The organism is Streptomyces sp. 891-h, assembly GCF_022760275.1.
Classification (GTDB): Bacteria; Actinomycetota; Actinomycetes; order Streptomycetales; family Streptomycetaceae; genus Streptomyces; species Streptomyces spirodelae.
The window spans coordinates 3,987,723-4,014,229 of sequence record NZ_CP050693.1; the positions used below are offsets into that span (position 1 = coordinate 3,987,723).

Below are 26,507 nucleotides of genomic sequence, written 5' to 3' on the forward strand. Positions count from 1 at the left end.
CGATGTCAGCGTTTCGTCATGGGTCGTGGCCCCCTTTCGGGCCGTACCGGCGCATACGGTCACCACATGGGCGACCACCACACCCTCTCCCGGTCCCGGTCCAGCTCCATCCGGCCGCCGTCGGACCCCGGCTTCTGGCGCAGTCCGCTGCGCGGCCCCTGGCTGACGGCCGTGCTCGGCGTCGTACTGCTGGCCGGCATCACCGTGCTGTTCGTCACCGGACTGCTGTCCTACGCGGCGTACAACCCGGATGCGGCACCGCCGAACGACCGCACGCCGGATCGCGGGCTGCTCGGCTTCTACCTGTTCGCCTGGCCGACCGATCCCTACTGGCTCTACCGGCTCACCCAGGGGGTGCACGTCACCCTCGGCGTGGTGCTGGTGCCGGTGCTGCTGGCGAAGCTGTGGTCCGTCATCCCCAAGCTGTTCACCATGCCGCCCGCGCGCTCCGCCGCGCACGCGCTGGAGCGCGTCTCGCTGCTGCTCCTCGTCGGCGGTGTGCTGTTCGAGTTCGTGACGGGCCTGCTGAACATCCAGCTGGAGTACCTGTTCCCCGGCTCGTTCTACCCGCTGCACTTCTACGGGGCCTGGGTCTTCTTCGCCGCGTTCCTGGTGCACGTCCTGCTGCGGCTGCCCAAGGCCGTACAGGTGCTGCGGGCCGGTGCGCCGCGCGACTTCGCCTCGGGCGGCCGGAAATCGGGCGGCCGGAAATCGGGCGGCCGGAAAGGCGGCAAACACCCGCCGGGCGGGACCGAGGACGGCGGTAAGACCCAGGACGTCGGGGCGCGTGAACCGGATCTCGACACCGGGCTGGTCGCACCACGCCCGGCTGACCCCACTCTGACGCGGCGCGGGGCGCTCGGCGCGGTGGGCGGCGGGTCCGTGCTGCTGCTGGGGCTGACGGTCGGCCAGAACTTCGACGGGCCGCTGCGCCGTACCGCGCTGCTGGCACCGCACGGGGGCACCGATCCGGGCAGCGGCGCGAACGCCTTCCAGATCAACAAGACGGCGGCCGCTGTGGGCGTCAGTGCCAAGGAGACCGGCGAAGGCTGGCGGCTGACCGTCGAGGGGGCCCACGGGCGGAGACTGCGGCTGACCAGGGCCGAGCTGCTGGCGATGCCACAGCACTCGGCCGACCTGCCGATCGCCTGCGTGGAGGGCTGGTCGACCTCGGACCAGCACTGGAGCGGCGTACGGCTGCGCGACCTGGCGGAGCTGGCCGGGTACGAGGCGGGAGAGGGGCTGCCCGGCGTATTCGTCTCCTCGCTCCAGCGCTCCGGCGCCTTCCGGCACGCGGGGCTGCGGGACAACCAGGTGCGCGATCCACGGTCGCTGCTGGCGCTGCGGGTGGGCGGCGAGGACCTCTCCCTGGACCACGGCTACCCGGCGCGCGTCATCGTCCCGGCGGCACCCGGTGTGCACAACACCAAATGGGTCGACCGGCTGTCGTTCGGAGCCGACCGATGAAGGGCCGCTCCCAGAGCCCCGCAGCGGGCGGCCGGATGGAGGCCGGGTCGGCACCGGGCGCCGGACGGCTGCGCCGCGCGGTGGGCAGCCCGCTGCAGATCGTTCTGCTCCTGGCGTCGTTCGTGCTCACCGGTTACGCGGGGGCGCGGCTGCTGGCGGACGACTGGTTGGGCGTCGCCGTGTGGTTCGTAGGGGCCGCGCTGCTGCACGATCTGGTGCTCTTGCCGCTGTACTCGCTCGCCGACCGGCTGCCGAGGCTCACCGGCCGGTACGTCAACCACCTGCGGATCCCGGCCCTGCTGTCGTTGCTGCTGCTGTTGGTCTATCTCCCGCTGATCACCGGTCCGGCCGACCGGTACGCGAAACTCACCGGCCGGCCGGAGGGCAACAACGGTTATGCGCTGCACTGGTTGTGGGTGACGCTCGCCCTGTTCGCTCTCTCAGGGCTGTGGGCGGCCGTACGGACAGCGCCCGAGAGGCGCGCCAGGCGGCGCCGCCGCGCGGAGACTCGTCGGCGCCCGGCGGCTCGTCGGCGTCTGCTGGGGCGTCGACGTCTGCTGGAGCGTAGGCGCAAGGAGGCTCAGGAGCGCCGCAGTGCGACGAAGCACCGGCCGCCGGACTCCCACTGACCCGCCGTCGACCAACCGGCGGGCAGCGCGTAGCGCAGCAGCGCGCGGGTGCCCAGCCGGGCCCAGGGGAACTGTCGGCCGCTGTCGGTGTCGGTCCGGTGCTGTGCGCCCCGCCCGTCGTCGATGTGCACCTGGGCCCGTTCATCCACGTCCAGCGGCGAGGTCTCGGCCAACAGCAGTCCGCGCGGCGCCAGGAGCCGTGCGCAGCGCTCCAGCAGCTCCTGAGGGGCGCCACCGATGCCGATGTTGCCGTCGATCAGCAGCACGCTCCCCCAGCGGCCCTCCCCCGGCAGCGGATCGAAGACCGAGCGGCACAGCGCTGTGCCGCCGAGCGAGACCGTGCGCGAGACGGCGGCCGGGCTGACGTCGATGCCCAGCACCCGGTGGCCTAGCGACGAGAGGGCGGCGACCAGTCTGCCGGGGCCGCAGCCCACATCCAGCACGGCTCCCTCGCACCGGCGCAGTACCGACATGTCCGCGGCGTCCGCACTGGCGCACCAGCGCTCCACCTCCAAGGGCAGCAGCCAGCCGTCGCTGCGGCGCAGGAACAGCGGCCCGCGACCGCTGCGCAGCGCGTCGGCGTACGGGTCGGCGCTCCACTGCGCTATCGCGTCGGGGGCAGGGGCAGGGGCAGGGGCAGTAGCGGTGGCGGTGGCAGTGGCGGCGTTGTCGCCACCGTCGGCGACGTCGGTGGCAGTGGCGTCGAGGGCAGTGGCGTCGAGGGCAGCGGTCGGGGTCGCGGCGTCGGTGGCCGTCATGAGGCGGCCGTTCCTGGCATCGCTGCGCCCTCCGGGTGGCTCCGGCTCGCGGGGACGGCGGGCAGGTGCTCGGACCGCAGCGCGGCGACGGTGGCGGCCGTCGCGGCGAACCGGCCGCCGGGTGCCTGAGCGGCGACGCGAACGGCGTCCTCGGCGGTGTCCACGTCGCGCAGCGGCGGCAGGTGGCGTACCCGCAGCCCCTCCTGCGCCAGCCGGGCGAGCTGTGCCTGTCCCGTCGTCTCGGTGGACATGGGAACTCCGCGCAGCAGTGCGGGGTCCGGGCGGGCGAGGCCCAGTGCCCAGAAGCCGCCGTCGAGCGCCGGGCCGAACCAGGCGTCGCACTCCCGCCAGCCGTCCGGTCCCAGTGCGGGAGCGAGCAGTGCCGGGGTCAGCTGGGGGGTGTCCATCCCGATGAGCAGCGCCGGTCCTGTGCCCGCTTCGGCGAACGCGGCGGCGAGCCGCTCGTCCAGTCCGCCGGAGCACTGCGGGACGACGTCGAAACCGGGCGGCAGCCACTCGCCGGGCCGTCCCGACAGCACCAGCACACGGCGCCTGGCGGGCATCGCCCGTACGGCGTCCAAGGTGTCGTGCAGGGCAGCGGCCGCCAGGGAGGCTGCCTGGTGCGGCGTACAGGGCGGGCACAGCCGCGTCTTGACCTGCCCGGGCACGGGCTCCTTGGCGATGACGAGCAGCGTGGTGTGTCCCTCGCCGGGGTGCGATGCCGCCGTCATCGGGCGACCCCCTCGATCCCTTCGGTTTCCTCGATCCCTTCTGCCCCTTCGGTCCCCTCGCGGGCCGCTCCGGCGGCCGGCCGCTCCTGGAGCACAGCGCGCATGTCGCGTACGGCGTGCCAGGTGCCCCGCCAGGTGCCGGTGACCTTGGACTTGCCGGTGCGGGGGCGGTAGGGCACGTCGCGCTCCTCGATCCGCCAGCCGGCGTCGGCCGCCCGTACGACCATCTGGAGCGGGTATCCGCTGCGCCGGTCGGTCAGACCGAGCCCCAGCAGCTTCTCGCGGCGCGCCGCACGCAGCGGGCCGAGGTCGTGCAGCCGGACGCCGGTGCGCGCGTACAGCATCCGGGAGAGCGCGAGATTTCCCGCGCGGGCGTGCGCGGGCCAGGCACCGCGCGTCTGCGGGCGCCTGCGGCCCAGTACGAGGTCGCTGCGGCCCTCGCGCACCGCCTCGACGAACGGCACCAGCAGGGCCGGGTCGAGGGAGGCGTCGCAGTCGCAGAAGCAGACGATGTCGGCCTCGGCGGCCGTCAGTCCGGCGTGACAGGCGGCGCCGAAGCCGCGGCGGGGCTCGGGGACGACGGTCGCGCCGAGCTCGCGCGCCGTCGCGGCCGAACCGTCCGTCGAGCCGTTGTCCACGACGATCGCCCGCCACCCGGGCGGGATGCGCTCCAGGACCCAGGGCAGTGCCTGCTCCTCGTCGAGGCAGGGGAGTACGACATCGACACCTGGCACGGTGTGGCCTCCTTCGGGCGGGTGCGACTTCGCCGCACACCCTACGGAGCCAAACCTGACATTACGGACTTCGCGTCCTTACGAAACACGGACATCGCCCGTGCCGGGGTCGTCCCGCCTCCCGCGTACCCGCGCGTGGTGCCACCCTGAAGCCATGCAGCCACCAGCCACCGGGCGGATCCTGGTCGTCGACGACGACCCGACAGTCGCCGAAGTCGTCACCGGGTACCTGCACCGCGCCGGGTACACCGTCGACCGCGCGGAGACGGGACCCGCGGCCCTGGAGCGCGCCGCGGCGCACTGGCCGGACCTCGTGGTGCTCGACCTGATGCTGCCCGGGATCGACGGCCTGGAGGTCTGCCGCCGGCTGCGCGAGAAGGGGCCCGTGCCGGTCATCATGCTCACCGCGCTCGGTGACGAGGGCGACCGGGTACTCGGTCTCGAGGTCGGTGCCGACGACTACGTCACCAAGCCGTTCAGCCCCCGGGAACTGGTGCTCCGCGTGGAGTCCGTGCTGCGCCGCAGCCGCCGTACGGAGGACGTACCGCGCCCGGCACCGCCGCTGAGCGCCGCGGGGCTGACCGTCGACCCGCGTGCGCGGACCGCCACCAGGAACGGCGTCGGGCTGTCGCTCACCGTGCGGGAGTTCGACCTGCTCGCCCACCTGCTGCGGCACCCGGCACGGGCGTTCTCCCGCGAGGAGCTGATGCGCCAGGTGTGGGGCTGGGACTTCGGCGACCTGTCGACGGTCACCGTGCACGTACGCCGACTGCGGGCCAAGATCGAGGAGGACCCCGCGCACCCGCGGCTGATCCAGACCGTGTGGGGCGTGGGCTACCGGCTGGACCCCGGAGCCTCCCGGCTCGACGGGACGGACGCCTCCCGACCCGACGGCCCGGCCGCCTCCCCGTCCTGCACCGACACCGGCACTGGCCCCGACGCCGGCGCCGACCCCGGCACCGGCACCGTCGCGCGGGAGGATTGAGCCCCCGTGCGCGACATGCTGCTCATCGCCCTTTTCGCCTTCCTCGGCGCGGCCGCGGCAGGACTGCTGGGCGCGCTGGCGCTGCGCGCCCTGCGGCACCGTTCGCTCGTCGTGTCGCTGACGGTCGTCTCCACTGTCGCCGTGACGGCCATGTTCTCCGGGACGCTCGCCGTCGCGTGGGCGATGTTCCTCTCCCGGCACGACCTGTTCGTCGTCACCACGGTCGTCGCCATGGCGGCCGTCGTCTCGCTGGCCACCGCGCTGCTGCTGGGGCGTTGGGTCGTGGCGCGCAGCGACGCGCTCACCCGCGCTGCGCGGTCCTTCGGGGACGGCGGCAGTTTCCCGGCCCCCGGTGAGGCCGAGGCGGGTGACCCGGCCGAGTTCGCCGCGCTCACCCGCGAACTCGCCGCCACCAGCGAGAAGCTGGCCGCATCCCGGGACCGCGAACGGGCGCTGGAGAGCTCGCGTCGGGAACTGGTCGCCTGGATCTCCCACGATCTGCGCACCCCGCTGGCCGGACTGCGCGCCATGTCGGAGGCGCTGGAGGACGGCATGGTGGAGGACACCGGGCGCTGTCTGCGCCAGATCCGCACCGAGGTCGAACGGCTCAACTCCATGGTCGGCGACCTGTTCGAGCTCTCCCGTATCCACGCGGGAAACCTCGCCCTGACCACGCACCGGGTGAGCCTGTCCGAGCTGGTCGAAGAGGCACTGGCGGGCGCCGACCCGCTGGCCCGGCAGAACGGTGTCCGTCTGGTGGGTGACGCGGCCACCGTCCCCGTCGAGGTCGACCCGCACGAGATGACCAGAGTGCTCGGCAATCTGCTCGTCAACGCCATCAGGCGCACTCCGGCGGACGGCACCGTGGCCGTGCACGCGCGCACGGTCGAGGAGGACGAGAAAGTCGTACTGTCCGTGACGGACGGCTGCGGCGGCATCCCGGAGGAGGACCTGCCGCGCGTCTTCGACACCGGCTGGCGCGGCACACACGCCCGTACGCCACCGGGCGCGGGCCTGGGGCTGGCCATCGTGCGCGGCATCGTCGAGGCGCACCAGGGCACGGCCGCTGTCCGCAACGTGACGGGGGGCTGCTGCTTCGAACTCACCCTGCCCAGAGCGCTGCCGAACCAGCGGGCGGGCACGGAGGCGCTCTGAACGGAGCTGCCGGGGGCCCGGTGCGTGACGGCGGCTACGGGGGCGCGACGACGGCTCCAGGGCCGGGGCGGCGACTCCGGCGCCGCGCCGGCGGCTACGCCCGCTGCAGCGGCGCCCTCATGTCCGAGGCGGCGAACTCCTTCATGCCCTCGGCGAAGCCGATGTGCGCCCGCCAGCCCAGCTCCCGCCCGGCACGCTCGGACGAGGCGGTGATGTGCCGTACGTCGCCCAACCGGAACTCGCCCGTCACCACAGGGGCGGGACCCCCGTAGCACTCGGCCAGCGTGGTGGCCATCTCGCCGATGGTGTGCGGGTCGCCGCTGCCGGTGTTGTAGGCCGCGAAGGAGCCGGGCCCGTGCGGGGGCGCGCCCGTGCCCACGGCCTCCAGTGCCGCGAGGTTGGCAGCCGCGATGTCCCGTACGTGGACGAAGTCCCGCCGCTGCGCTCCGTCCTCGTAGACGGTGGGAGCCGCGCCCCTGGCCAGCGCCGAGCGGAAGAACGAGGCGACCCCGGCGTACGGGGTGTCGCAGGGCATGCCGGGCCCGTAGACGTTGTGGTAGCGCAGCGAGACCGCACTGCCGTCGACAGCACGCGCCCACGCCGCGGCCAGATGTTCCTGTGCGAGCTTGGTCGTCGCGTAGGTGTTGCGCGGGTCCAACGGCGCTTCCTCGCCCACCAGTCCGGGCCGCAGTGCTGCACCGCAGTCGGGGCACGGCGGTTCGAACCGTCCGGCGCGCAGGTCCGGCACGGCGCGCGGCCCCGGCCGCACAACCCCGTGCCGTGGGCACTCGTAGCGCCCCTCGCCGTAGACGACCATCGAACCGGCCAGCACCAGCGCGCGCACCCCGGCACGCTCCATCGCGGTGAGCAGCACGGCGGTGCCGAGGTCGTTGCAGCTGACGTACTCGGGCGCGTCGGAGAAGTCCTTGCCCAGTCCGACCATCGCCGCCTGGTGGCACACCGCGTCGACGCCGCGCAGCGCGTCGGTGACGGCGTCCTGGTCCCGTACGTCTCCCCGCAGGTGCCGGACCCCGGGCGCGGCGGCCGGGAGTCCGGCGCCCGGCCCGTGGGCCGACGGCAGCAGGGCGTCCAGGACGACCGCCTCGTGGCCCGCTGCCGTCAGGGCCTCCACGACGTGGGAACCGATGAACCCGGCACCGCCGGTGACAAGAACGCGCATACGGCCACGCTAGGCGCACGGGGGCGCGCTGTACCGGCACGCGGCGCCCGTGTCACCGCTCCGTAAGAACCACGGGGTCGGCAGACTCGCTCGGACGGGGCCCGCCTTCCGCCACCCGCTGCTGCGCACACCCCTGCTGACGCGCCGGGAGGGGCTGCCGGTGCTGTGCCGCGAGCAGTTGGCACCCGCGCGGACGGCCGCGGGACCGTCGCGGAGACGGCTCGGTCCGGTGAGCGGGTGTAAGAGCCCTCTCGTGGGCCCTGCGGCGCCGTGCGGGCCTCACCGCGCCGTGGTGAAGGCGCCGGCGCGGGCGGCGTCGTACGCGGCGCGTGCCGCGCGCTCGGCGGCCGCCTGGTCGAGCGGGCTTCCGGTGGTCAGCAGTTGGTAGTACAGGGGCGCTGAGACGGCACGGACGACCTGTTCGGGGTCGGTGTCGTCCGGTACCTCGCCGCGCTCCACGGCCTGCCGCACACATGGTGCCCATTCCGCCACCCGGGCCGCGTAGAACCGGTGCAGCGCCTCGGCGGCGCGGGTGTCGCACGTCGCGGCGGCGATGACGGCTTTGAACAGCGCGCCCTGCCGGGGGTCCGTCAGGGTGCGCCGTACCAAGGAGGCGTTGGCCCGCAGATCATCGAGCAGCGCGCCCGTCTCCGTGCGGGGCTCGGACTGTTCGGCCATGTCGTCGAGCAGGTCCGCCAGCAGCGCTGTGACCGTTCCCCACCGCCGGTAGACGGTCGTCTTGCCGACCTCGGCGCGGCGGGCGACCTCGGCGAGGTCGAGGTGGGCGAATCCGCACTCGGCGAGCGCGTCTCCGGCGGCGCGCAGCACCGCCTCGCGCACCCGGGCCGTGCGCCCCCCGGGGCGCACCGTTCCGGGTACGGCGGCGGCCTGTGGGGCGGTCGTCTTCCGCCGGCTTCCCGGCCCAGCTGTCACAACGGGTCTCCAGTTCCCTTAACGGCGTATCCCTGCTACGGTACTGGCGCGAGTTAACGGAACCACAGAACCGTTAAGCGTCGGCCGGGCGCGCAGAAGCACACCCGGTGGCTTCGCGCAATCAGGAGAGGGAACGAGCCATGGAATACCGGCAGTTGGGCGCATCCGGCCTGCGAGTGCCCGTACTGAGCCTGGGAACCGGCACCTTCGGTGGCCGGGGCCCGCTCTTCGGGGACTGGGGCGACACCGACGCCCACGCGGCCCGCCGCATGGTGGACATCGCCCTCGACGCGGGGATCACGATGTTCGACAGCGCCGACGTCTACTCGTCCGGCGCCTCCGAAGAAGTGCTGGGCCAGGCCGTCAAGGGCCGTCGCGACCAGGTGCTGATCTCCACCAAGGCGGGCCTGCCCATGGGCGACGGGCCGGGCGACTACGGCACCTCACGGACCCGCCTCATCAAGGCGACCGAGGCGGCCCTGCGCCGCCTCGGCACCGACTACATCGATCTCTTCCAGCTCCACGCCCACGACGCCGCCACCCCGCAGGAAGAAGTCCTCGCCACCCTCGACCAGCTCGTCCGCGAGGGGAAGATCCGCTACACCGGCGTGTCCAACCACTCCGGCTGGCAGCTGATGAAATCCCTCGCCACAGCCGACAGACACGGCTACCCACGGCATGTGGCGCACCAGGTCTACTACTCCCTCATAGGCCGCGACTACGAGTGGGAGCTGATGCCGCTCGGGCTCGACCAGGGAGTCGGCGCGGTGGTGTGGAGCCCCCTGGGCTGGGGAAGGCTGACCGGCAGGGTCCGCCGCGGGCAGCCGCTGCCCGAGCAGAGCCGCCTGCACCGCACCGCCTCCTTCGGCCCGCCGGTCGACGACGAACTCCTCTACCGCGTGGTCGACGCGCTCGACGCCGTCGCCGAGGAGACCGGGCGTACGGTCCCCCAGGTCGCGCTCAACTGGCTGCTGCGCCGCCCGACCGTCTCCTCCGTCATCGTCGGAGCGCGGGACGAGGAACAACTGCGGCAGAACATCGGCGCGGTTGGCTGGAGCCTCACGCCTGAACAGGTCGCCAGGCTGGACGAGGCGAGTGCCAAGGACGCCGCGTACCCCTACTTCCCGTATCAGCGGCAGGAGGGCTTCGCCCGGCTCAGCCCGCCGCCCGTCACCCTCGACCAACCGGCCCCGCCGGAAGCGGCCTGATCGTCCCGTGCGTGCGTCGGACGGGGCTCAGTCTCGGCTCCGTGTCTGTCGGGGGGCAGGGCTCAGTCCGACTCACGGTTGGCCAGGAACTCGGCGAACGTGGCCTTCCCCGTGGCGTGGTCGGGGGTCAGGTTGCCGCCGCTGCGGAAGGCGCGGGCCGTACGGCCGGGGAGGGGGACGTCCACCACGCGGCGCCGCCGTCCAGCCGCCCCGAGGGTCGCCTCGGCGAGCTCCCTGGCGGTGTGCACCCGCGGCCCTCCCATGTCCGGCACCCGGCCCGCCGGTGCCTCGCGCACCAGCTCCGCGAGGCGGTGCGCGACCTCGGTGACCTCCACCGGCTGGAAGCGGAAACCGGCCGGTGAGAGCACGAAGGGCAGCCGCCGCTGGCCGTCGGTCATCGCGGCCACCAGATTGTGGAACTGGGTGGCCCGCAGGATCGTCCACGGCACCCCGGAGCGCTCCAGCAGGCGCTCGGCCGCGAACTTGGCCTTGTAGTACGGGAAGGGGATGCGGTCGACGCCGACGATGGAGATGTAGACCAGGTGCGCGACGCCCGCCTCGCGTGCGGCCTCGACCACCCGCGAGAGCACTTTCACCTCCCGCCACGGGTCGGTGGCACAGTGCACGATCGCGCTCACCCCGGAGACCGCCGCGGCCAGCCCGACCCCGCTGGTGAGGTCGCAGACCGCCCACTCGCACGGGCGGTCGTCGTCAGCGGGGCGCGGCCGCCGGCTCATCACGCGTACGGCGACGCCGTCCGCCAGCAGTGTGTCGACGAGCGGACGGCCGAGGGTGCCGGTGCCACCGGTCACCAGGACGGGACCGCTTCGGGTGGTGGAGTCGTCGGATCGGGTCATGGATGTCTACCTCCAAGGGCCGGTGGTCGTGATGGCGCTCCTGACCGGAGGACCGGATACCGACCCCCGGATGTGACATCGCCGAATCCGGTCACCCGCCACAGGTATCGCGCCGTCCCCTCGGGCGGTTGTCGACACCCCGGGGCGCGGACCCTGGAAGGACGGTTACAGCTCCTGTGAGGTGAGCCACGGCCGGATCTGGCGGCGCGCGTGGTGCAGCCGGGACTTGACGGTGCCCAGCGGGATACCGAGGCGCTCGACGATCTCGGCGTAGTCCATCTGGCACAGGTCCCGGTAGACCAGCGGCGCCACCAGATGCGGGCTCTCCTGCTCCAGCCGCTCCAGCGCCTCCAGGAGATCCACCCGGGAGCCCGCGATCACACTTGTCGTCCGCGGGTCGGGGCGGCTCTCCGGCGCACCCGTCTGGTTCGGGAGCGCCGGCTGCTCGGCGGACCGGCGCTTGAGCTCGCGGTACTTCTGACGTGAACAGTTCGCAACGATCGTGTGCAGCCAGGTGCTGAAACGGCTGCGGCCCTGGAAGCGCTCGATGTGCCGGGCGACCTGGAGCAGGGCGTCCTGCGCGGCCTCCTCGGCGTCCTCACGGAAGAGGAGGAAGCGGCCGCAGTGCCGCACCACATCGGGCCGGATCGCGCGCAGCAGCGCGTCCAGCGCCGCGCTGTCGCCGGTCGCCGCGCGGGCGGCGAGGGCCTCGGTGTCGGTGGCCGACGGCGAGTCCGCGGGCGTCGCGGGATCGGCCGGGCCCGCCGACTCAGGCCGTCCGGATGGCTGGTTCAAGGCGTGGGGGGAGGACGGTGGGCACATCCAGGCATCATAAGGGGCATGCCTTCACCTGATCAGATCGGCCGCTACCGGGTCGAACGACGTCTCGGCTCCGGCGCTTTCGCGGTCGTGTGGCTCGCACATGACGACCGGCTGGAGGCACCCGTCGCGGTCAAGGTGATGGCCGACAACTGGGCCCACCGTATGGACATCCGGGAACGCTTCCTCGCCGAGGCGCGGCTGCTGCGCAAGGCGTCGTCGGGCGGCGTCGTCCAGGTCTTCGACGTCGGTGAGCTGGACGACGAACGCCCGTACTTCGTCATGGAGTACGCGGACCGTGGCACCGTGGCCGACCGGATGGTGGCGGGACCGCTGCCGGTGGACGAGGCACTGCGGCTCACCGCCGAGGCGGCGCGCGGCGTGGAGGCCCTGCACGAGGCGGGCGTGGTCCACCGCGATGTCAAACCGTCCAACGTGCTGCTGACCAGTGGCGGAGCACAGGGCCGCGAGCGGGTGCTGGTCGCGGATCTGGGCCTGGCCAAGAACCTGGCACACGCCTCGGGCCTGACCGTGGTCGCGGGCTCGGTCGGATACATGGCGCCCGAGCAGGCCGAACCCTTCGAGGGCATCGACGCACGCGCGGACATCTACAGCCTGGGCGCCGTGCTCTACCACCTGGTGACCGGTGCGCAGCCGGGCAATCCGGACCGGGTGATGCCGCTGGACGAACTGCGCCCCGGCCTGCCGCCCGCCGTCGCGGAAGCCGTCGGACGCGCCATGGAGCCCGACCGCGAACGCCGCTGGCCCACCGCCGCCTCGTTCGCGAACGAGCTGGACCGGATCGCGAACGAGCTCCTCGCCCCGTCGGCCGCTCAACTGTCCTCCCTCGCCGTGGGACCCGCCTCCCGGCGCGCGGCCGGTCAGCCACCGACGGTGGCGACGGAACCGCCGTCGGCCGGGTCGGGGGTTCCGGGTGCGTCGGAACGGTCGGGGGCGTCGGTCGCCCCCGAGGAGTCCGATACGGTCGAGAAGGCCGAGAGGGTCGGGGGGTCCGACAGGGGCGAGAAGCCCGACGGGGTCGAGAAGTCGGACAGGGACAAGGAGTCGGTCGGGCCCGAGGTGGCTGCCGCGTCCGAAGGGGGCGTCGCGCCCGAGGGTGCCGTTCCCGGGCAGGCCGTTCCCGAGGAGTCCGTTGCGGAGAGGTCCGGCCCCCGCGCTTCGGAGTACGAGAGGTCGACTCCGGGCGAACCCGTCCTGGAGGCGCACGCACCGGGCGCGTCCGGTGCCGGTGCGCCCTCGTGGGGCGCCGACAGCCCCTCGTCCGCTGCCGGGCGCCCACCGCGCCCCCGCCGCCGTTGGCGCGCCGTCGCTCTCGGTGCCGCCGTCGTCGTACTGGCCGGGGCGGGAGCGGCCGGCAAACTGCTGATGCCCAAGAGCGACAAGAGCCCCTCCCACGTGAGGGTGCAGGACGCGAGTGGCCGGATCAGTCTGCGGATACCGGCCCAGTGGGCGCAGGAGAAGGCCGATTCCGGCTGGAGCCCCTCCTCGCTGGGGCTGTCGGCGGAGCACGCCCCCGGTCTGGTCGTCTCGCAGGACATGAAGCGCTGGCAGGACCTCACCTCGGGCACGAGCGGGGTGTTCGTCGGGCTCGGTTACTCCTCGAAGGACGACGACGGAGCGGCGGCCGCCGCCGAGGCGCTGTCCGCCAAGGTGGCCGAACTCAAGCACAGGCGCTGCCAGTACGCGGGCAGCCGCACCTACAAGGGCGACGGCTGGCAAGGGCGCGTCCGTACCTGGTCGGCCTGCGACTCCCCGGGGCACTCGCTGGAGGAGATCGCCCTGGCCCCACGGCAGAAGGGCAAGCCGCCGGTATACGTACAGATCCGCTGTGCCGAGGACTGCTCGGCGAGAACGGATCAGGTGCTCAGCAGCCTGCGGGTCAGCGCCTCATAACTCCTACCGCACAACTCCTACCGCGCAACTGACCGCACAACTCCCAACGGCCGCACCGGCGCCGGGTGTCCCCCACATCGGGGAACCGGGAAAAAAGTCGGGGCGGCCGTGAACTTTCCCGCGCCGTCGGCCATCCAACGCTGTGTACGGCCAGGAAGCCCGGGGGCACCCTGGAGACGGGGAGTCGGGCGCGTGACGCCACCCGCCACCCGGCAGCCGGACGACCGCCGGACAGGGCCCCTGCGGTCCACGAGCACCAGCGAGGCAGGACGACTGCGAGACAGGACGACCAGGGAGTGACGGCAGCCATGACGAAGCGCCAGGACCCGACGACGAACACGCAACCCGCACCGAACTCCCCGGCCACCCCCTTCCGGCGCCGTCACCGCGTGGCCCGTATCGCCGCCGCAGCGACCGCTGTGCTGGCTGCGGGGGCGCTGGTGGTCGGCTGCGACAAGGACTCGGACTCGGCCCCGCAGAAGGTCAGCGGCGGGGCCGCGCCCGCGGGCGGCGACTCCGGCTCCTCCCACGGCGACGACGGCAAGAACGGCAGCAGCGAAGGCAGCGGCGGGGACGGCGGGAGCTCGAGCGGCGGCTCGTCCGGGCAGGGCGCCTCAGGTTCGGACGAGGGCGGCTCCGCTTCCTCGTCGTCCTCGTCCTCCTCGTCCGGTAAGAACGGGTCGGGCGGCAGCGGTGGCGGCTCGGGTTCCGCTTCCGGTTCCCGGTGCCGCACGGGCGACCTCAAGGCGTCGTTCGGCCCCAATCATCCGGGCGCCGGGCAGGAGAACTTCGCCCTCGTGCTGACCAACCGATCCGACAGGACCTGCACGGTACGCGGCTACCCCGGGCTCGCCTTCGTCAACAGCAGCGGCGAACAGGTCTCCTTCGATCCCAATCGCACGGGCGGCGAGGTACGGACGGTCACGCTGTCGCCCGGCAAGAGCGCATGGGCCTCGCTCTCGTTCACCAACCCCGAGGTGACCAACGTCACCACGGTGACACCGAGCGCCGCGAAGGTCACCCCGCCCGACGAGCGCGCCTCCCTGCGGGTGCCCTGGTCCGGTGGACCGGTCACCAACACCGGTAAGGCGTCGGTGCCCAAGATCAGCCCCCTGGCCCCCGGCACGGGCGGCTGAGCCCCTTTCCTTCTGGTGGCCGGCGCACGCCCGGCTGCCGTACGCCCGGCTGCCATACGCCCGGCTGCCGTACGGCGACGGGCGGTGTGGCCCCGTGCGTGTTAGGGGGCCGCCTTCCACCCGCTCCTCGTCCCCGTTCCGTACCCCGACCAGCGGTCCCGAGTGGCCCGAATCCCTCCACCCGGTCAGATTGGGACCGTGCGGCAGAGGGAGGCCGGGAGGCAGCCGGCGAGCGGGTACGAGAACGGTGTGGGACGGCTGTGGCGCCTGGCGCGGTGGCTCCCGGCCGCGCTGTTCGTCCTGGGCGTCGCCCTCGAGCTGTCCACGCCGCGCGAGGTCACCATTTCGGCACCCTTCGCCGCCGCCCCACTGGCGGCGGCGGCGTTCCTGTCCCTGTGGAGCACCATTCTCACCGGCGTGCTCTCCTCCGGTGCCACCCTTCTGTTCGCCCTTTTCCACGACAACGGCAGCCTCATCGAGTCCGAAGCCAGGTCCCTCACCAGCGTGACCGTCTCCATCCTGGCCGTCGGCGTCAACTACGTACTGCTCCGCAGCGGGAGTCGGCTGGCCTCGGCGCGTGGGGTGGCCGAGGCGGTACAGCTCGCCGTGCTGCCCACCCCGCCCTCCCGCGTCGACGACCTGACGCTGGCCACCCGCTACCGCGCGGCGCAGGCCGAGGCCCGGGTCGGAGGGGACTTCTACGCGGCGGAGGAGACTCCCTACGGCGTACGGCTGCTGCTCGGCGACGTACGCGGCAAGGGGACCGGCGCGGTGGCCGCCGTGGTCCTCCTGGTCGGAGTCTTCCGTGAGGCCGCCGAGCAGGAAGAGACGCTCTCCGCGGTGGCCGCCCGCCTCGACCGGGCCCTCCAGCGGGAGGGGCGGCGACAGACCGGCTCGGCACGGCTGGAGGGCTTCAGCACGGCGGTACTGGTCGAGATCCCGAACTCATCCGGTCCCGGTTCCGGTCCCGGTTCCGGACCCGGTTCGGGTCCCGGACAAGAGGGCGGACAGGACGGCGGACAGAGCGGCGACAAGGTGCTGCGTATCGTCAACCGGGGCCACCCGCCGCCGATCCTCCTGCACCAAGGCCGGACGGCCCTGCTCGAGCCGACCGTGCCGGCGCTTCCGCTGGGGATGTCCGAGCTGGGGAAGTGGCCGGAGCATGTGGACGAGGTCCCCTTCCCCCGGGGCGCCCAGCTCCTTCTCTACACCGACGGCCTGTCCGAGGCACGCGACTCGGACGGTGTCTTCTACGAACCGGCCGAACGGCTGGCCCGTAGCTATTTCGCCCACCCGGAGGAGCTGCTGGAGACGGTCCTCATCGACGTCGCGGCCCATACGGGAGGCCAGGCGGTGGACGACATGGCGCTGCTCGCGGTCGCCCACCACATCAGGCCCCAGCCCTGAACCGAGCCGGGCGGCCACCGCCAATTACGGGGAACAGCTTGGAATCAAGGCCACTGTTCTATTAACGTCCGATAACGCAGCACGGTCGTCACTGTCGTCACGGAAGGCGGCACCGTGCGCCGTCGCCGAATCCCGCATACGGAGCACCAGCAGCGCCCGCCCCCTGGACCTGCACCGCTGGACCGCACCGTGGGAACCGGGGAACCACCCCTTCTCGTCAGCCAGGCGAGGAGGACGGGGTGAATCGGACGCCCTTGCGAGAGGACGCCCGTAGGAGACCTTCCTGCTCCGAACCCGTCAGCTAACCCGGTAGGCGAGAAGGAAGGAAAGGAGAGCGCCCCCGTGGCGTCCAGATCCCAGGGCTTCGCCGGCCACGCGCCCGAGGCCGTCGCGTACGACCCGCACCTCGACCGCGCCGGCTCCTCCACCGCCGCCTACGACTCGCCTGCGTACGGCTCGTCCACCGCGTACGGCTCGTCCACCGTCTATGGCTCCGCACCGGGACGGGCCGCCGCGCCGCTCCCGCCCGCCGTGCCCGTCGTACCGTCCGGCCCGGCACCGCTCAGGGACGCCCCACAGGACACCTTCAGGGACGTCCCACAGGACACCTTCAGGGACGTCCCACAGGACACCTTCAGGGACGCACCAGGCGACGCCTATGGGAACGCTCCTGGCGAGGCCCCCACGGACACCACCGGGGACGAGTGGAACCCCACCGAGGAGTCCGTCCGCGCGATGCGTGGTCGGCACCGGGTCGCCAAGCAGCGGGCCGGCGGGGTGGCGCGCGGCGGTGCCGTGCTCGGCGTCGGCATGATCGCGGCGGTGGGCGCGGGCGGCATGGCGACCGCTCAGGACAAGGACCCCGGCGCGATATCCGTACCGGATCTGGGCAGCGCGGCCGACGCCGTCCGCAGCGTCCCCGACCACCTGCCCGACGTCGAGGACCTGCCCGGCATCGGCTCCCTCGTCGGCGACGACGCGGACGGTGCCGAGGGCTCCGACGGCGACGCGACCGCCTCCGTGGCCCCCTTCACGCAGGCCGGACTCTCCGCCGAGGACCTGGCGGCGGGCAGGACCAACGCCGGTGAGGCGCTGCGGGCCCGCATTCTCGCGCAGGCCGAGCAGCACCGTTCCGCCGCGGACGAGGAAGCCCGAGAGGAAGCCGCCCGGCAGGCGGCGAACGCGGCGGCGGAGGAGGCCGCGAAGCGGGCGGCAGCCGAGAAGCAGGCCGAGGCCGAACGTGCCCGGGAGGCGGCGGCCGAGGAGAAGCGCAAGGCCGCCGAGAAGGCCGCGGCACAGAAGCGGAAGGCCGAGGCCGAACGCCGGGCACAGCTGGCCGGCAAGTACCTCGCGCCGCTGGCCTCGTACCAGCTCACCGCCGGGTTCGGCCAGGCAGGCGGCATGTGGCAGAACGATCACACCGGCCAGGACTTCGCCGCGCCCAACGGCACGCCCGTCAAGGCCGTTCACACCGGCACCGTCAAGGAGGCGGGCTGGGCCGGTTCGTACGGCTACCGCATCGTTCTGAAGCTGGAGGACGGCACCGAAATCTGGTTCTGCCACCTGTCCTCCATGACCAAGTCGGCGGGAGACAAGGTCGGTACGGGTGACGTGATCGGCCGGGTCGGCTCGACCGGCAACTCCTCGGGACCGCATCTGCACGTCGAGGTCCGCCCCGACGGAGGCGACCCGGTGGACCCGCTGCCGTGGCTCCGCGCGAAGGGCGTCGACATCTGACGGACCGACGGCGCCGGCCGGGGGCCTACCGGGTTCGCCGAGGCCCCCGGGTCCCGGGCCCCACGGGGAGGACGGGGCTGATGGGGCGGCCGGTGGCAACGGCCCACGCGCCACCATCCGCCCGCCTTCCGGTCCGCGTTACCGTCGCTGCATGCAGATGAATGCCGACTACAAGATCGGTCAACTGTCCGTCTCGCCGCTCGTGCTGGGCGGCAACGTCTTCGGCTGGACGGCCGACAAGCCCACCTCCTTCGCCGTGCTCGACGCCTACACGGACGGCGGCGGCAACACCATCGACACAGCCGACGCGTACTCGGCCTGGGTGGAGGGCAACAAGGGCGGCGAGTCCGAGACCGTCATCGGCGAGTGGCTCGCCGCACGCGGCTCGTCCGTACGGGACAACGTCGTCATCGCCACCAAGGTCGCCCGCCACCCCGACCACATGGGCCTGGCCCCGGCCACCATCAAGGCCGCCTGCGAGGACTCGCTGCGCCGCCTGCGGACCGACCGCATCGACCTGTACTACACGCACTTCGACGACGAGTCGGTCGAGGTCTCCGACATCATCGGCACCCTCGACGAACTCGTGAAGGAGGGCAAGGTCCGCGAGATCGCCGCGTCCAACATCGCGCCGACCCGCCTCGCCGAGTCGCTCGCCTTCAGCGACCGCGAGGGCCTCGCCCGCTATGTGGCGCTCCAGCCGCACTACAACCTCGTCTCGCGCGACACCTACGAGGGAGAGCTGGCAGCGCTGGCCCAGCGCGAATCCCTGGCCGTACTGCCGTACTACGCGCTGGCCTCCGGCTTCCTCACCGGCAAGTACCGCCCGGGCGAGGCCGCACCCGAGGGCGCGCGTACCGGCAAGGCGGCCCAGTACCTCGCCACCGAGCGCGGTCAGCGCGTCCTCGCGGCGCTGACCACCGTGGCCAACGCGCACCAGTGCGCCGAGGCCACCGTCGCCCTCGCCTGGCTCGCCGCCCAGCCGACGGTCGCAGCCCCCATCGCCAGCGCCCGCACGGTCGACCAGCTCCCCGCGCTGATGGCGGTCGCCGATCTGCGGCTCACCACCGAGGAACTCCGCCTCCTGACGGAAGCCTCGGCATAACCCGGTGGCCGGCCGGGCCGGGCTCACCCCCGGCCCGGCTGCCCGTACACGCGCTCGACCCGGAGCCGCACCACCTGCCGCCGCTCCGCCACCATGGCGGCCCGGTACTCGTCCCAGTCCGGGTGCTCGCCCCTGATCGCCCGATACACCTCGACCAACTCCTCGACGGTCGCATCACGCGGCTCCTGCGCCACAGCCGTCAGCTCAGCCGTCCCGTCCACCACCGTCCACGACCACCCGTCCCCGCTGGTCACGTGATAACTGGCCCGCGGATCCCGCGCCAGATTCCGCGCCTTCGCCCGATCCGCGGTGGTCGACACCCGCACCACCCGTTCCTCCGGATCGAACGCGTGATTGACGTTCGACAACTGCGGCCGCCCATCCCGCCGCAACGTCACCAACACCCCCCGGTCGACCTCCGACAACAACCGGAGCAGCGCTTCCTCTTGCTCACTGCTTGGCCTGCCAGGCCCGTTTGTGCTCGCCATGAGTCGCCTCCTGTGAGATATGGCTTGGTCAACTTGGTGGTGCTGATGCCCAGAGAAGCCGCGCACGGCGCGAGCCGTAAACGCGGTCCGGGCGGCGCAGCAGGTGGCACAGAACAGCCGTCACGGGACGCTGCCGGCATGGCCTGGCGGCAGCGCCGCAGTAAGCAGTTTGGAGGCAGCGTCCGGCTGCTCGTAAGGGTCTAGGAGATCGCGGGCCGTATGGATCACTCTCAGGGGGTCTTGTTCCCGCCCGTAGATCTGCGCGAAGTCCTCCGCCAGTGCCGCATCCCCCCATTGCCGCAGGTTGGCCATGACGTTTGCCGCTTCTGGCGGGCCGAGTACGTCGGCCCCGGCGCGAAGGACATCCAGCGTCTCAGGCATTGGGCGCCCCTCCTGCTTAAGCAGGTCAGCGAGGAAGAGCTCGGCCCGGGTGCTCGACGTGTGAGCCTGCCGGTCCCCTCCCGCTGAAGGGACCGGCAGGTGTTTCCTGGCCTTCTTGAACTCCCTCTTATAGGCCTCCGGGGCACTGAGAGCGGCCTTGTAGTGGAGCGTCAGCAAGTCTTTCCGGCTGATGAGTACTTTACCGGCAAGGCGGCACGTGACGTCGTGGAGCTGCTCTGTGCGGCCTTTGACTATCTGTCTGCAGGACAGCAGCCTGGACAGGGTGCCAGGTTGGATGCCCATCTCCTTGGCCACGGCCTTGTCCGGCAGACCAGTCGCGTCGACCAGTTCACGCAGCTGACTGGCGAGTCTCTTGACCTCGGTCGTGGCTCTGTCAACCGGCGTGGCACGGCCAACCGGCTTGCGCTGATTTTGTTTTGGCACTTCTGATGGCTCCCCCTGCTGGTTGTGAACTGGGACGAGAGACCGGCTGCCAACTCGCGTGCGGGGCTGCTGCTCGGCCACACGGGGCGGTGGAACACGTCGCGGGCCCCGGGCCGCGGGCAGACCAGTGAACGCTGACGCCAGACAGGTCAGCTCGTTCCCTCCCCCCGTGGGTAGAAAACGGCGGAACCCAAACAGGTACCAGAGCAAGGGCCGGAATTCCAGTGCTGCGCCGACAATTTGTCGGCTGGTTAAGTGTTTCCAGTTCATCCGCAAACTGGAAACAACCCGGGCCCTGCTCGTTGCTGAATTGGAAACATGGCTCGGCAACTAGAAACACCGAGGATTGCTGAATTCCGCTGGACTGCCGGGCTTCCTCTCGGGTATTGGTAGAAGCCCACCGAGTTCTTTCGCAGAGCTCGGCTGGCAGCAGGGCCGATCCTGGGGCCCCTGTGCCGGGCCGTTGCTCCGCTGTGTGATTGGAGAGTGCGCATGTCCCTTCCCGATTGGCGGGATAGCAGTTTCGGCAGCATGAGCCGGGCAGCCCTCTGGCTTGAGGCTGAGGTGGGAGAAGGAGGCATCTTCACCAAGACGGAGCTGCGCAACGCGTTCACTGACGTGGCGCAGATTGACCGCCGACTCCGCGCCCTGCGCGATTACGGGTGGCAGATCGATACCCGGCGGGACGACCCGACCCTAAAGCTGGACGAGCAGCGGTACGTGAAGAAGGGCGCAGAAGTCTGGATTCCGGGGCAGGCGAAGGCGGCGACGAAGCAGAAGGCCAGTATCACGGCAACCCAGCGGTCCAAGACGATGTTGCAGGACAACTACCTCTGTCGTTCCTGTGGCATTGGCGCCGGTGAGTCGTATGGCGACGGAGGTGCTGCCGCGCAGCTGGACATTGCGCGTCGGCATGTCCTGTTGCCTGAGGGGGCTGAGGAGACGCAGCTGGTAACTGAGTGCAACAGGTGCCGTGTCGGCGGTCATTCACAGGAGGTTGACCTTCAGTTGCTCCTGCAGGACGTTAAGGCACTTTCAGGTATCGAAAAGGCTGCGCTGGCAGGATGGATCGAGGCCGACCGGCGGGAGCGCGGCGCGTTGGAGCGGCTGTGGGGGCGCTACCGGACCCTCCCCGCCGAGTCCCGCGTGGCCTTGGCTACCGCAGTCAACGAAGACCTCGCGCAGGAGGGCTGAGCAGAATGACCAGGCTGGAGTACCCCCTGCCGCCGCGCAAGGAGCGATTCGAGGAGCTGCTGAAGCTGCGTCTGGAGGAAGCCAGTAGAGCAGGAGGAACGCGCGAGACGGTAACCGTTGACTGGAATGGAAAGGCATTGCACGTCGACGTCATTGACCTACCGCTGGAAGATCTCCTCTACAACCCCGCAACCCACCGCATCCGTGCCCAGTGCAGCCACGACCGCGCGCGGCAGCAGGCGCTGGCGGCAGACCCATGGCGAGCAGAGAGCCAGGACTATCTGGGCACCCTGCTGAAAGCCATGCCGACGGACCCCGCGAAGCGGGACCCTGACTTCGACAAACTGAAGGAAGATCTTCGGGAGTACGGGCAGAACGAGCCCGGTCTCGTCACGCATCACGGCATCATCGTGAACGGCAACACGCGTGCCGCCGCGCTCCGGGAACTAGGCATCACGACACTGCGCGTGGGTGTCTTGCCGGCTTCCTTCACGTGGGACGACGTCACTGCAGTGGAGCTGTCGCTGCAGCTCCGCAACGACAGTCGGCGCGAATACTCCTACATCAACAGGCTGCTGGCTATCGACGAACGCATCAGGCTTGGTCTCTCCAAGGAGGCTATCGCCAAGGAGTTCCGTTGCAGTCCGAAGACCGTTGACCAGCAGGTGTGGATTCTGCAGCACATCAGGGACCAGATCGCGCGCAGTGAGTCGGAAGGTGTCGCGCTTTCTCTCGTTGAGTTTGAGGGGATGCAGGAACGGCTGAAAGAGTTGCACCGTGACTACATGAGCCTCGCTAAGGCCGACCCGGATGGCGCGGAGGTGCTGAAGGAGTACCGGACGTCTGCCATGCTGCTCGGTTTCGCCAAGACGCGTGTGCGTCTTATCAACGAGAGGTTCTTTGAGAAGTTCCTCTCTGATGAGTTTCCTGGCCACTTGATGCCCACCACCATCGACACGTCGGAGGCAACAGTCGCCATTCCCGGCTTGGATGTCTCTATGCCGGCGGTGTCATCGAGGGTAGAGACGGCGAGGAGTGTCACGAGGCAGGTCCGGCAGGCCAATGCGCGGCTCAGTTCTCAGCACGTCGACGAGGGCGCGAGGCGTGAGGCGTTCAGCATACGAGAAGAGGCGAAGAAGGCGTTCGGGGAGGCGTTGTACTCTGCTGAAGGGGCAGCACGCCTGCGAAAGCGGAAACAACTGGCGCCTGAGCGGCTCAGGGAGGCAACGACGTCTCTTGAGCTGTGCATCGATGAAGTCGTGAAGGCTAAGGGCGCACGGGTCTTCGATCAGGAGAGCTTTGACGAAGCTGTGGTGAGGTTCCGTACAGTGTTCAAGCAGTTGGCCAGCCAGCTCAGCAGGGGGAAAGAGGACCCCGGAGCAGGTGTCTCATGGCTGTTGAAGGCAGCTGCTGTGGAGGAGGGCAACGAGTGACAGCTCCGGTGGGGGAGCCTTCGCTCCGCCTTGGCTTCGACGTGAGCCGGACCAAGGCGGAACTCCGGGTCCCGGAGAAGCACCGCGCTGACCTCATCCAGCTTGTCGCCCGGTTCCGTACCGGGCGGCAGCTGGGTCCCACCTCAGCCCTTGTGGACCTTGAAGACCTGCTGTCTGGCATCAATGTCCTAGGCAACTGGCCAGCCCCAGAAGGGGTGCAGTGGGAGCCGGAATTGAGCGCGCTGGTTGTCTCCAGCTTGCAGGACGCTGAGACGGCTGAGAAGCAGCTTGGCTCTGCTGGCGCCGACGCCAGCCTTCTGGCTGTGGAGGAGCTTGATGTTCTCCTCGGCCCCTCCTGGGCCGCGCCTCTGACGGAGTTCCAGCGCCGGGACATCAGCAAGCTGCTGACGCTCCGGCACGGAGCGAACTTCAGCGTGCCCGGTGCCGGCAAGACCAGAGCGGCGCTGGGTCTGTACGCAGCTATGCGGACCAAGGGGGAGGCGCGACGGCTTTTGGTCGTCAGTCCGAAATCGGCGTACGAATCATGGATCTTCGAGTCTGGAGTCTGTTTCTCACCCGGGCTTCGTTACTGCAAGCTGGACGGCGGTGAGGATCCGCACGCTGAGGTGCTGATTGCGAACTATGAGCGTCTAGACCGGAACCTCGCCTATCTCGCGGCCTGGCTGAGAGAAGAGCCTTCCATGCTCATCCTTGACGAAGCCCACCGGATGAAGCTCGGCGCCAAGGGCACCTACGGTGCGGCATGTATGGCGCTCGGGCCTCTTGCAAAGCGCCGCTTGATCCTGACAGGGACGCCGGCACCGAACGGCGCGAAGGACCTGGAGAACTTGCTGGGGTTCGTTTGGCCGGGGCATGGGCAGCGGGTGGTCACCCAGGCTGTGGCCGGCGGAGATCTAGCACATGCGAGCGCTGTCCTGCGCCCGCTCTTCACCCGGACGACAAAGCAGGAACTGGGTCTTCCGCCGGTGAGCGCGCACATCGAACGGGTGGACCTGCCTCCGCTGCACGACGAGATCTACCGGGCTTTGGTCGGTGATCTCTCGGCCCGGGCGGAAGCAGCGTCAGACGACTTCGCCGCACTGGGCAAGTCCGCGCTCCGGATGCTGATGGCGGCCACAAATCCCGCGCTGCTGTTGGAGGGAGCGAGTAAGCACGAGCCGGTGGAGTACAGGCTGCCCCCTCTAGAGATACCGGAAGGCGGGTCTCTGTACCAACTGCTGCAGAACCTGCCCGACTACGAGTTGTCCCCCAAGTACAGCGAGGCGATGGCAATCGTGGCCGCCAATGCCTCGCGTGGCCGGAAAACCCTGGTTTGGACCACCTTCGTGCGGAGTCTGACGTCCCTGGCTAAGCTCCTGGAGGACGCGGGCTACCCTGCCGCTGTCGTATACGGGGGCACTGCGAACCGAGAGGAAGAGATCCGCCGGTTCAGAGAGGACAGCGACTGCCTGGTTCTCGTGTCCAACCCAGCGACTCTCGGCGAAGGCATCAGCCTCCACCAGGTCTGCCATGATGCGGTGTACGTGGACAGGGACTTCATGGCTGGTCGCTATCTGCAGAGCCTGGACCGTATCCACCGGCTCGGGTTGGCGGACGACGTTGAGACACGGATCACCGTGCTCGCCGCCCGGGACACCATCGATGAGGTCGTTGAGGTGCGGCTGAGGGACAAGCTGGAGTTCATGTCGAAGGTTCTGGATGATCCCGCTGTCCAGCAGCTTGCGGATCTTCAGGACGCGCCGGCGGGGTTCGGCGGCTTGGACAACGCAGACGTGCGAGCCGTGCTCAAGCACATCGGGAAGAGGTAGTGGTCTTGTGTCTGACCGGGCTGCGCGCGGAGCAGACCGCACGGACAGCGGCCCGGGCGGGATGAGACATTGGTGTGCTGCGAGACTTATGCAGCAGTGGTGAGCACGGTTGGGTGCTCACAGCTCCTGGTGAGAGCAGGGATTTCTGCGAAACTAGAGCACCTGCTGTGAGTCACGCTGGGAGGGACCACGTCGATGAGTGTGAGCGTTCGCGGTACGTATGAGCCGCTGACCTCGGTGGAAGTCTGCGCCGGGGCTGGCGGACAGGCGATCGGGCTGCATCAGGCGGGTTTCCGGCACCTGGCACTCCTGGAGATCGATAAGTACGCATGCGCGACTCTGAAGGCAAATGTCGGGGACGACGGCCGGTGGGCAGGATGCCAGGTTCTTGAGAAGGACCTGAAAGATTTCGTCTCTGACGACCCGTTGGCAGCCCTGGGGGAACCTGGAAAGAAGGTAGTTGGGCGGCCCCTGAAAAAGGGTGAATTGGACCTCCTTGCCGGTGGTGTTCCTTGTCCCCCTTTCTCCGTCGCCGGGCAGCGGCTGGGGCGGGATGACGAGCGGGACCTCTTCCCGGATATGTTGAGGCTCGTCAAAGAATTCCATCCGCGCGCGGTACTCATTGAGAACGTGCGGGGGATCCTGGATCAGAAATTCGACGGCTATCGTGCAGAGATCACCAGTGAGCTGGTCAGAATGGGCTACCTCGTATGCGGGTGGCGACTCCTAGAAGCGCGGGACTACGGGGTGCCGCAGCTACGCCCGAGGTCTGTACTCATTGCCCTCCGTGAAGATATCATGGCAGATGTTGAGAAATTCCCCTGGCCGGTTGGTACCGGAGGGAAGCGCGCTGACCTGTTTGAAATTCTTCAGCCTGAGATGGCCAGGCGGCGCGATGTGCTCCTTAAGAAATTCCCCAGTCGGGCTGCGGAAATTAAGACGGCATACGTCAAGTGGGAGAAGAAGGCCGAGGCGACAGCTCGGATCGCACCGACCCTGGTCGGTGGCTCAAAGAAGCATGGGGGCGCGGACCTCGGTCCAAACCGGGCCAAGAAGAGCTGGGCGGTCTTCGGCGTGAACGCGCTTGGTGTCGCCAACGAGCCGGAAGACGTCCAGGACCTCGCGCGGGACTTCCTGCGGCCCGAGGGACCCATGCTGACCGTGCGACAGGCGGCCGGTGTGCAGAGCTTTCCGGACCATTGGAAGTTCTCTGGCGGGAAGACAGCAAAATACCGTCAGGTTGGCAATGCCTTTCCGCCCCCGGTGGCCAATGCTTTGGGGCGGGCCATTGCTGCGGTCTTGCGCCCCGAGCTAAAAGAAGAACTCCTCGATGGGCTTGAGGTCGATTACGTCGGTATCCACCGTGAGGAACCGGCGTACGTTCAGGCTGAGATTGGTGAAGACATGCGGATCGAGGTCGGTGAGGTACCGGCCGATCTCACCGTTTCAGTTGCTGCGGCGCCTGCTTCTGACCAAGGCGACGATTTGGTCTGCGCACGCTTCTGATTCTTCGTGCTCCCAGAAGCGCAGTACGAGCCAGCCAGCTTCCTTTAGCTTTTGGTCGGTGTCGCGGTCGCGTGCGATGTTGCGTGCGACCTTGTCCGACCAGTAGCCGGAATTGGTTTTGGGCGGCACATAGTGCTCCGCACAGCCGTGCCAGTAGCAGCCGTCGATGAACACGGCGATCTTCGCGGACCGGAAGACCATGTCAGCGGTGCGCCGGAGATCGGGCAGGGGCCGGGCGCTGACGCGGTACCTGGCACCCTGGGCGTGCACAAGCTGGCGAATTCTCCGCTCCGGAGTGGTGTCGCGACTCTTGATCGCCTGCATGTTCCGTCGACGTGCGGCAGAGGACGCCCAGGACCCCTCCGGCAGCGGTTCGGCGTTGGCGACGTCAGATGTGGACACAGAACGAGCTTAGACAACCGGAACGGCCAGCGGGCGAGGGAGCCGGCTCGTCTGGCGGTCTGGGCAAGCGGGCGG

General features: G+C 70.2%; 24 protein-coding genes and 1 riboswitch. Of the genes, 14 read left to right on the plus strand and 10 right to left on the minus strand.

Going from position 1 to position 26,507, the window contains the following annotated elements:
- Window positions 1-66: 66 nt before the first annotated feature.
- Together HC362_RS17380 and HC362_RS17385 are read left to right on the plus strand one after the other, a co-directional pair.
- Window positions 67-1,467: a molybdopterin-dependent oxidoreductase gene (locus HC362_RS17380; protein WP_243084849.1), complete on the plus strand. Its 1,401-nt coding sequence runs from the start codon at window positions 67-69 to the stop codon at window positions 1,465-1,467.
- The gene (locus tag HC362_RS17385) at window positions 1,464-2,096 is read left to right on the plus strand and encodes a hypothetical protein (protein WP_347568450.1); all 633 of its coding nucleotides are present in this window, start codon (window positions 1,464-1,466) and stop codon (window positions 2,094-2,096) included. The genes HC362_RS17380 and HC362_RS17385 overlap by 4 nt, the downstream gene beginning before the upstream one ends.
- Here the strand turns inward: HC362_RS17385 and HC362_RS17390 are convergent.
- Genes HC362_RS17390 through HC362_RS17400 form a run of 3 tightly spaced genes read right to left on the minus strand, consistent with a single transcriptional unit; the run spans window position 2,048 to window position 4,319 of the window.
- Window positions 2,048-2,854, minus strand: a complete 807-nt coding sequence (locus HC362_RS17390; RefSeq protein ID WP_243084850.1) for a class I SAM-dependent methyltransferase — start codon at window positions 2,852-2,854, stop codon at window positions 2,048-2,050. The genes HC362_RS17385 and HC362_RS17390 overlap by 49 nt on opposite strands.
- Window positions 2,851-3,585, minus strand: coding sequence for a TIGR04282 family arsenosugar biosynthesis glycosyltransferase (locus tag HC362_RS17395; protein WP_243084851.1), 735 nt, complete (start codon window positions 3,583-3,585; stop codon window positions 2,851-2,853). Before HC362_RS17395 ends, HC362_RS17390 begins: the two co-directional genes overlap by 4 nt.
- Entirely contained in the window at window positions 3,582-4,319 is a 738-nt protein-coding gene (locus HC362_RS17400) for a glycosyltransferase family 2 protein (RefSeq protein ID WP_243084852.1), read from the minus strand. Before HC362_RS17400 ends, HC362_RS17395 begins: the two co-directional genes overlap by 4 nt.
- A 154-nt stretch (window positions 4,320-4,473) precedes the next feature.
- Here HC362_RS17400 and HC362_RS17405 point away from each other — a divergent pair, with 154 nt between their 5' ends.
- Both HC362_RS17405 and HC362_RS17410 read left to right on the plus strand, forming a co-directional pair.
- A complete protein-coding gene (locus HC362_RS17405) occupies window positions 4,474-5,304 on the plus strand; it encodes a response regulator transcription factor (RefSeq protein WP_243084853.1) in 831 nt (276 codons plus the stop codon).
- Between the two features lie 6 nt (window positions 5,305-5,310).
- Window positions 5,311-6,459 (plus strand): HAMP domain-containing sensor histidine kinase, encoded by a 1,149-nt coding sequence (locus HC362_RS17410; RefSeq protein WP_243084854.1) that lies wholly within the window; start codon window positions 5,311-5,313, stop codon window positions 6,457-6,459.
- 94 nt (window positions 6,460-6,553) lie between these two features.
- Here the strand turns inward: HC362_RS17410 and HC362_RS17415 are convergent, their stop codons facing one another.
- Entirely contained in the window at window positions 6,554-7,639 is a 1,086-nt protein-coding gene (locus tag HC362_RS17415) for an NAD-dependent epimerase/dehydratase family protein (protein WP_243084855.1), read from the minus strand.
- Between the two features lie 279 nt (window positions 7,640-7,918).
- Window positions 7,919-8,572: a TetR/AcrR family transcriptional regulator gene (locus tag HC362_RS17420; protein WP_243084856.1), complete on the minus strand. Its 654-nt coding sequence runs from the start codon at window positions 8,570-8,572 to the stop codon at window positions 7,919-7,921.
- A gap of 140 nt (window positions 8,573-8,712) precedes the next feature.
- Between HC362_RS17420 and HC362_RS17425 the strand changes: the two genes are divergently transcribed.
- A complete protein-coding gene (locus HC362_RS17425) occupies window positions 8,713-9,780 on the plus strand; it encodes an aldo/keto reductase (protein ID WP_243084857.1) in 1,068 nt (355 codons plus the stop codon).
- A 62-nt stretch (window positions 9,781-9,842) separates the two neighbouring features.
- Here the strand turns inward: HC362_RS17425 and HC362_RS17430 are convergent, their stop codons facing one another.
- Together HC362_RS17430 and HC362_RS17435 are read right to left on the minus strand one after the other, a co-directional pair.
- Complete coding sequence (locus tag HC362_RS17430) at window positions 9,843-10,637, minus strand: NAD(P)H-binding protein (RefSeq protein WP_243084858.1); 795 nt, start codon at window positions 10,635-10,637, stop codon at window positions 9,843-9,845.
- Between the two features lie 165 nt (window positions 10,638-10,802).
- On the minus strand, window positions 10,803-11,459 hold the full coding sequence (locus HC362_RS17435; RefSeq protein ID WP_243084859.1) for an RNA polymerase sigma factor: 657 nt from the start codon (window positions 11,457-11,459) through the stop codon (window positions 10,803-10,805).
- Window positions 11,460-11,477: 18 nt separating this feature from the next.
- Here HC362_RS17435 and HC362_RS35065 point away from each other — a divergent pair, with 18 nt between their 5' ends.
- The 5 genes from HC362_RS35065 to HC362_RS17460 all read left to right on the plus strand — a co-directional run bounded on the left by HC362_RS35065 (window position 11,478) and on the right by HC362_RS17460 (window position 18,755).
- Window positions 11,478-13,370, plus strand: coding sequence for a protein kinase (locus tag HC362_RS35065; RefSeq protein WP_347568451.1), 1,893 nt, complete (start codon window positions 11,478-11,480; stop codon window positions 13,368-13,370).
- A gap of 308 nt (window positions 13,371-13,678) precedes the next feature.
- A complete protein-coding gene (locus HC362_RS17445; RefSeq protein WP_243084860.1) occupies window positions 13,679-14,506 on the plus strand; it encodes a DUF4232 domain-containing protein in 828 nt (275 codons plus the stop codon).
- A gap of 198 nt (window positions 14,507-14,704) precedes the next feature.
- A complete protein-coding gene (locus HC362_RS17450; RefSeq protein ID WP_243084861.1) occupies window positions 14,705-15,913 on the plus strand; it encodes a PP2C family protein-serine/threonine phosphatase in 1,209 nt (402 codons plus the stop codon).
- A 165-nt stretch (window positions 15,914-16,078) separates the two neighbouring features.
- A riboswitch (cyclic di-AMP (ydaO/yuaA leader) is annotated at window positions 16,079-16,244 on the plus strand.
- 11 nt (window positions 16,245-16,255) lie between these two features.
- The gene (locus HC362_RS17455) at window positions 16,256-17,650 is read left to right on the plus strand and encodes a M23 family metallopeptidase (protein ID WP_243084862.1); all 1,395 of its coding nucleotides are present in this window, start codon (window positions 16,256-16,258) and stop codon (window positions 17,648-17,650) included.
- Window positions 17,651-17,807: 157 nt separating this feature from the next.
- Entirely contained in the window at window positions 17,808-18,755 is a 948-nt protein-coding gene (locus tag HC362_RS17460) for an aldo/keto reductase (RefSeq protein WP_243088663.1), read from the plus strand.
- Window positions 18,756-18,778: 23 nt separating this feature from the next.
- On the opposite strand, the gene HC362_RS17465 is transcribed toward HC362_RS17460, so the two are convergent.
- Together HC362_RS17465 and HC362_RS17470 are read right to left on the minus strand one after the other, a co-directional pair.
- Window positions 18,779-19,243: a PPOX class F420-dependent oxidoreductase gene (locus HC362_RS17465; protein WP_243084863.1), complete on the minus strand. Its 465-nt coding sequence runs from the start codon at window positions 19,241-19,243 to the stop codon at window positions 18,779-18,781.
- A gap of 120 nt (window positions 19,244-19,363) precedes the next feature.
- Window positions 19,364-20,068 carry a hypothetical protein gene (locus tag HC362_RS17470; protein WP_243084864.1) on the minus strand — a complete coding sequence of 235 codons (705 nt, stop codon included), beginning with the start codon at window positions 20,066-20,068 and terminating at the stop codon, window positions 19,364-19,366.
- A gap of 492 nt (window positions 20,069-20,560) precedes the next feature.
- Between HC362_RS17470 and HC362_RS17475 the strand changes: the two genes are divergently transcribed.
- The 4 genes from HC362_RS17475 to dcm all read left to right on the plus strand — a co-directional run bounded on the left by HC362_RS17475 (window position 20,561) and on the right by dcm (window position 26,030).
- Entirely contained in the window at window positions 20,561-21,262 is a 702-nt protein-coding gene (locus HC362_RS17475; RefSeq protein ID WP_243084865.1) for a hypothetical protein, read from the plus strand.
- 5 nt (window positions 21,263-21,267) lie between these two features.
- Window positions 21,268-22,695 (plus strand): hypothetical protein, encoded by a 1,428-nt coding sequence (locus tag HC362_RS17480; RefSeq protein ID WP_243084866.1) that lies wholly within the window; start codon window positions 21,268-21,270, stop codon window positions 22,693-22,695.
- Window positions 22,692-24,524: a DEAD/DEAH box helicase gene (locus HC362_RS17485; RefSeq protein ID WP_243084867.1), complete on the plus strand. Its 1,833-nt coding sequence runs from the start codon at window positions 22,692-22,694 to the stop codon at window positions 24,522-24,524. Before HC362_RS17480 ends, HC362_RS17485 begins: the two co-directional genes overlap by 4 nt.
- Before the next feature lie 195 nt (window positions 24,525-24,719).
- Window positions 24,720-26,030: a DNA (cytosine-5-)-methyltransferase gene (gene dcm, locus HC362_RS17490; protein ID WP_243084868.1), complete on the plus strand. Its 1,311-nt coding sequence runs from the start codon at window positions 24,720-24,722 to the stop codon at window positions 26,028-26,030.
- Here dcm and HC362_RS17495 read toward each other — a convergent pair.
- Window positions 25,971-26,432 (minus strand): very short patch repair endonuclease, encoded by a 462-nt coding sequence (locus HC362_RS17495; protein ID WP_279240113.1) that lies wholly within the window; start codon window positions 26,430-26,432, stop codon window positions 25,971-25,973. The genes dcm and HC362_RS17495 overlap by 60 nt on opposite strands.
- Between the last annotated feature and the right edge of the window lie 75 nt (window positions 26,433-26,507).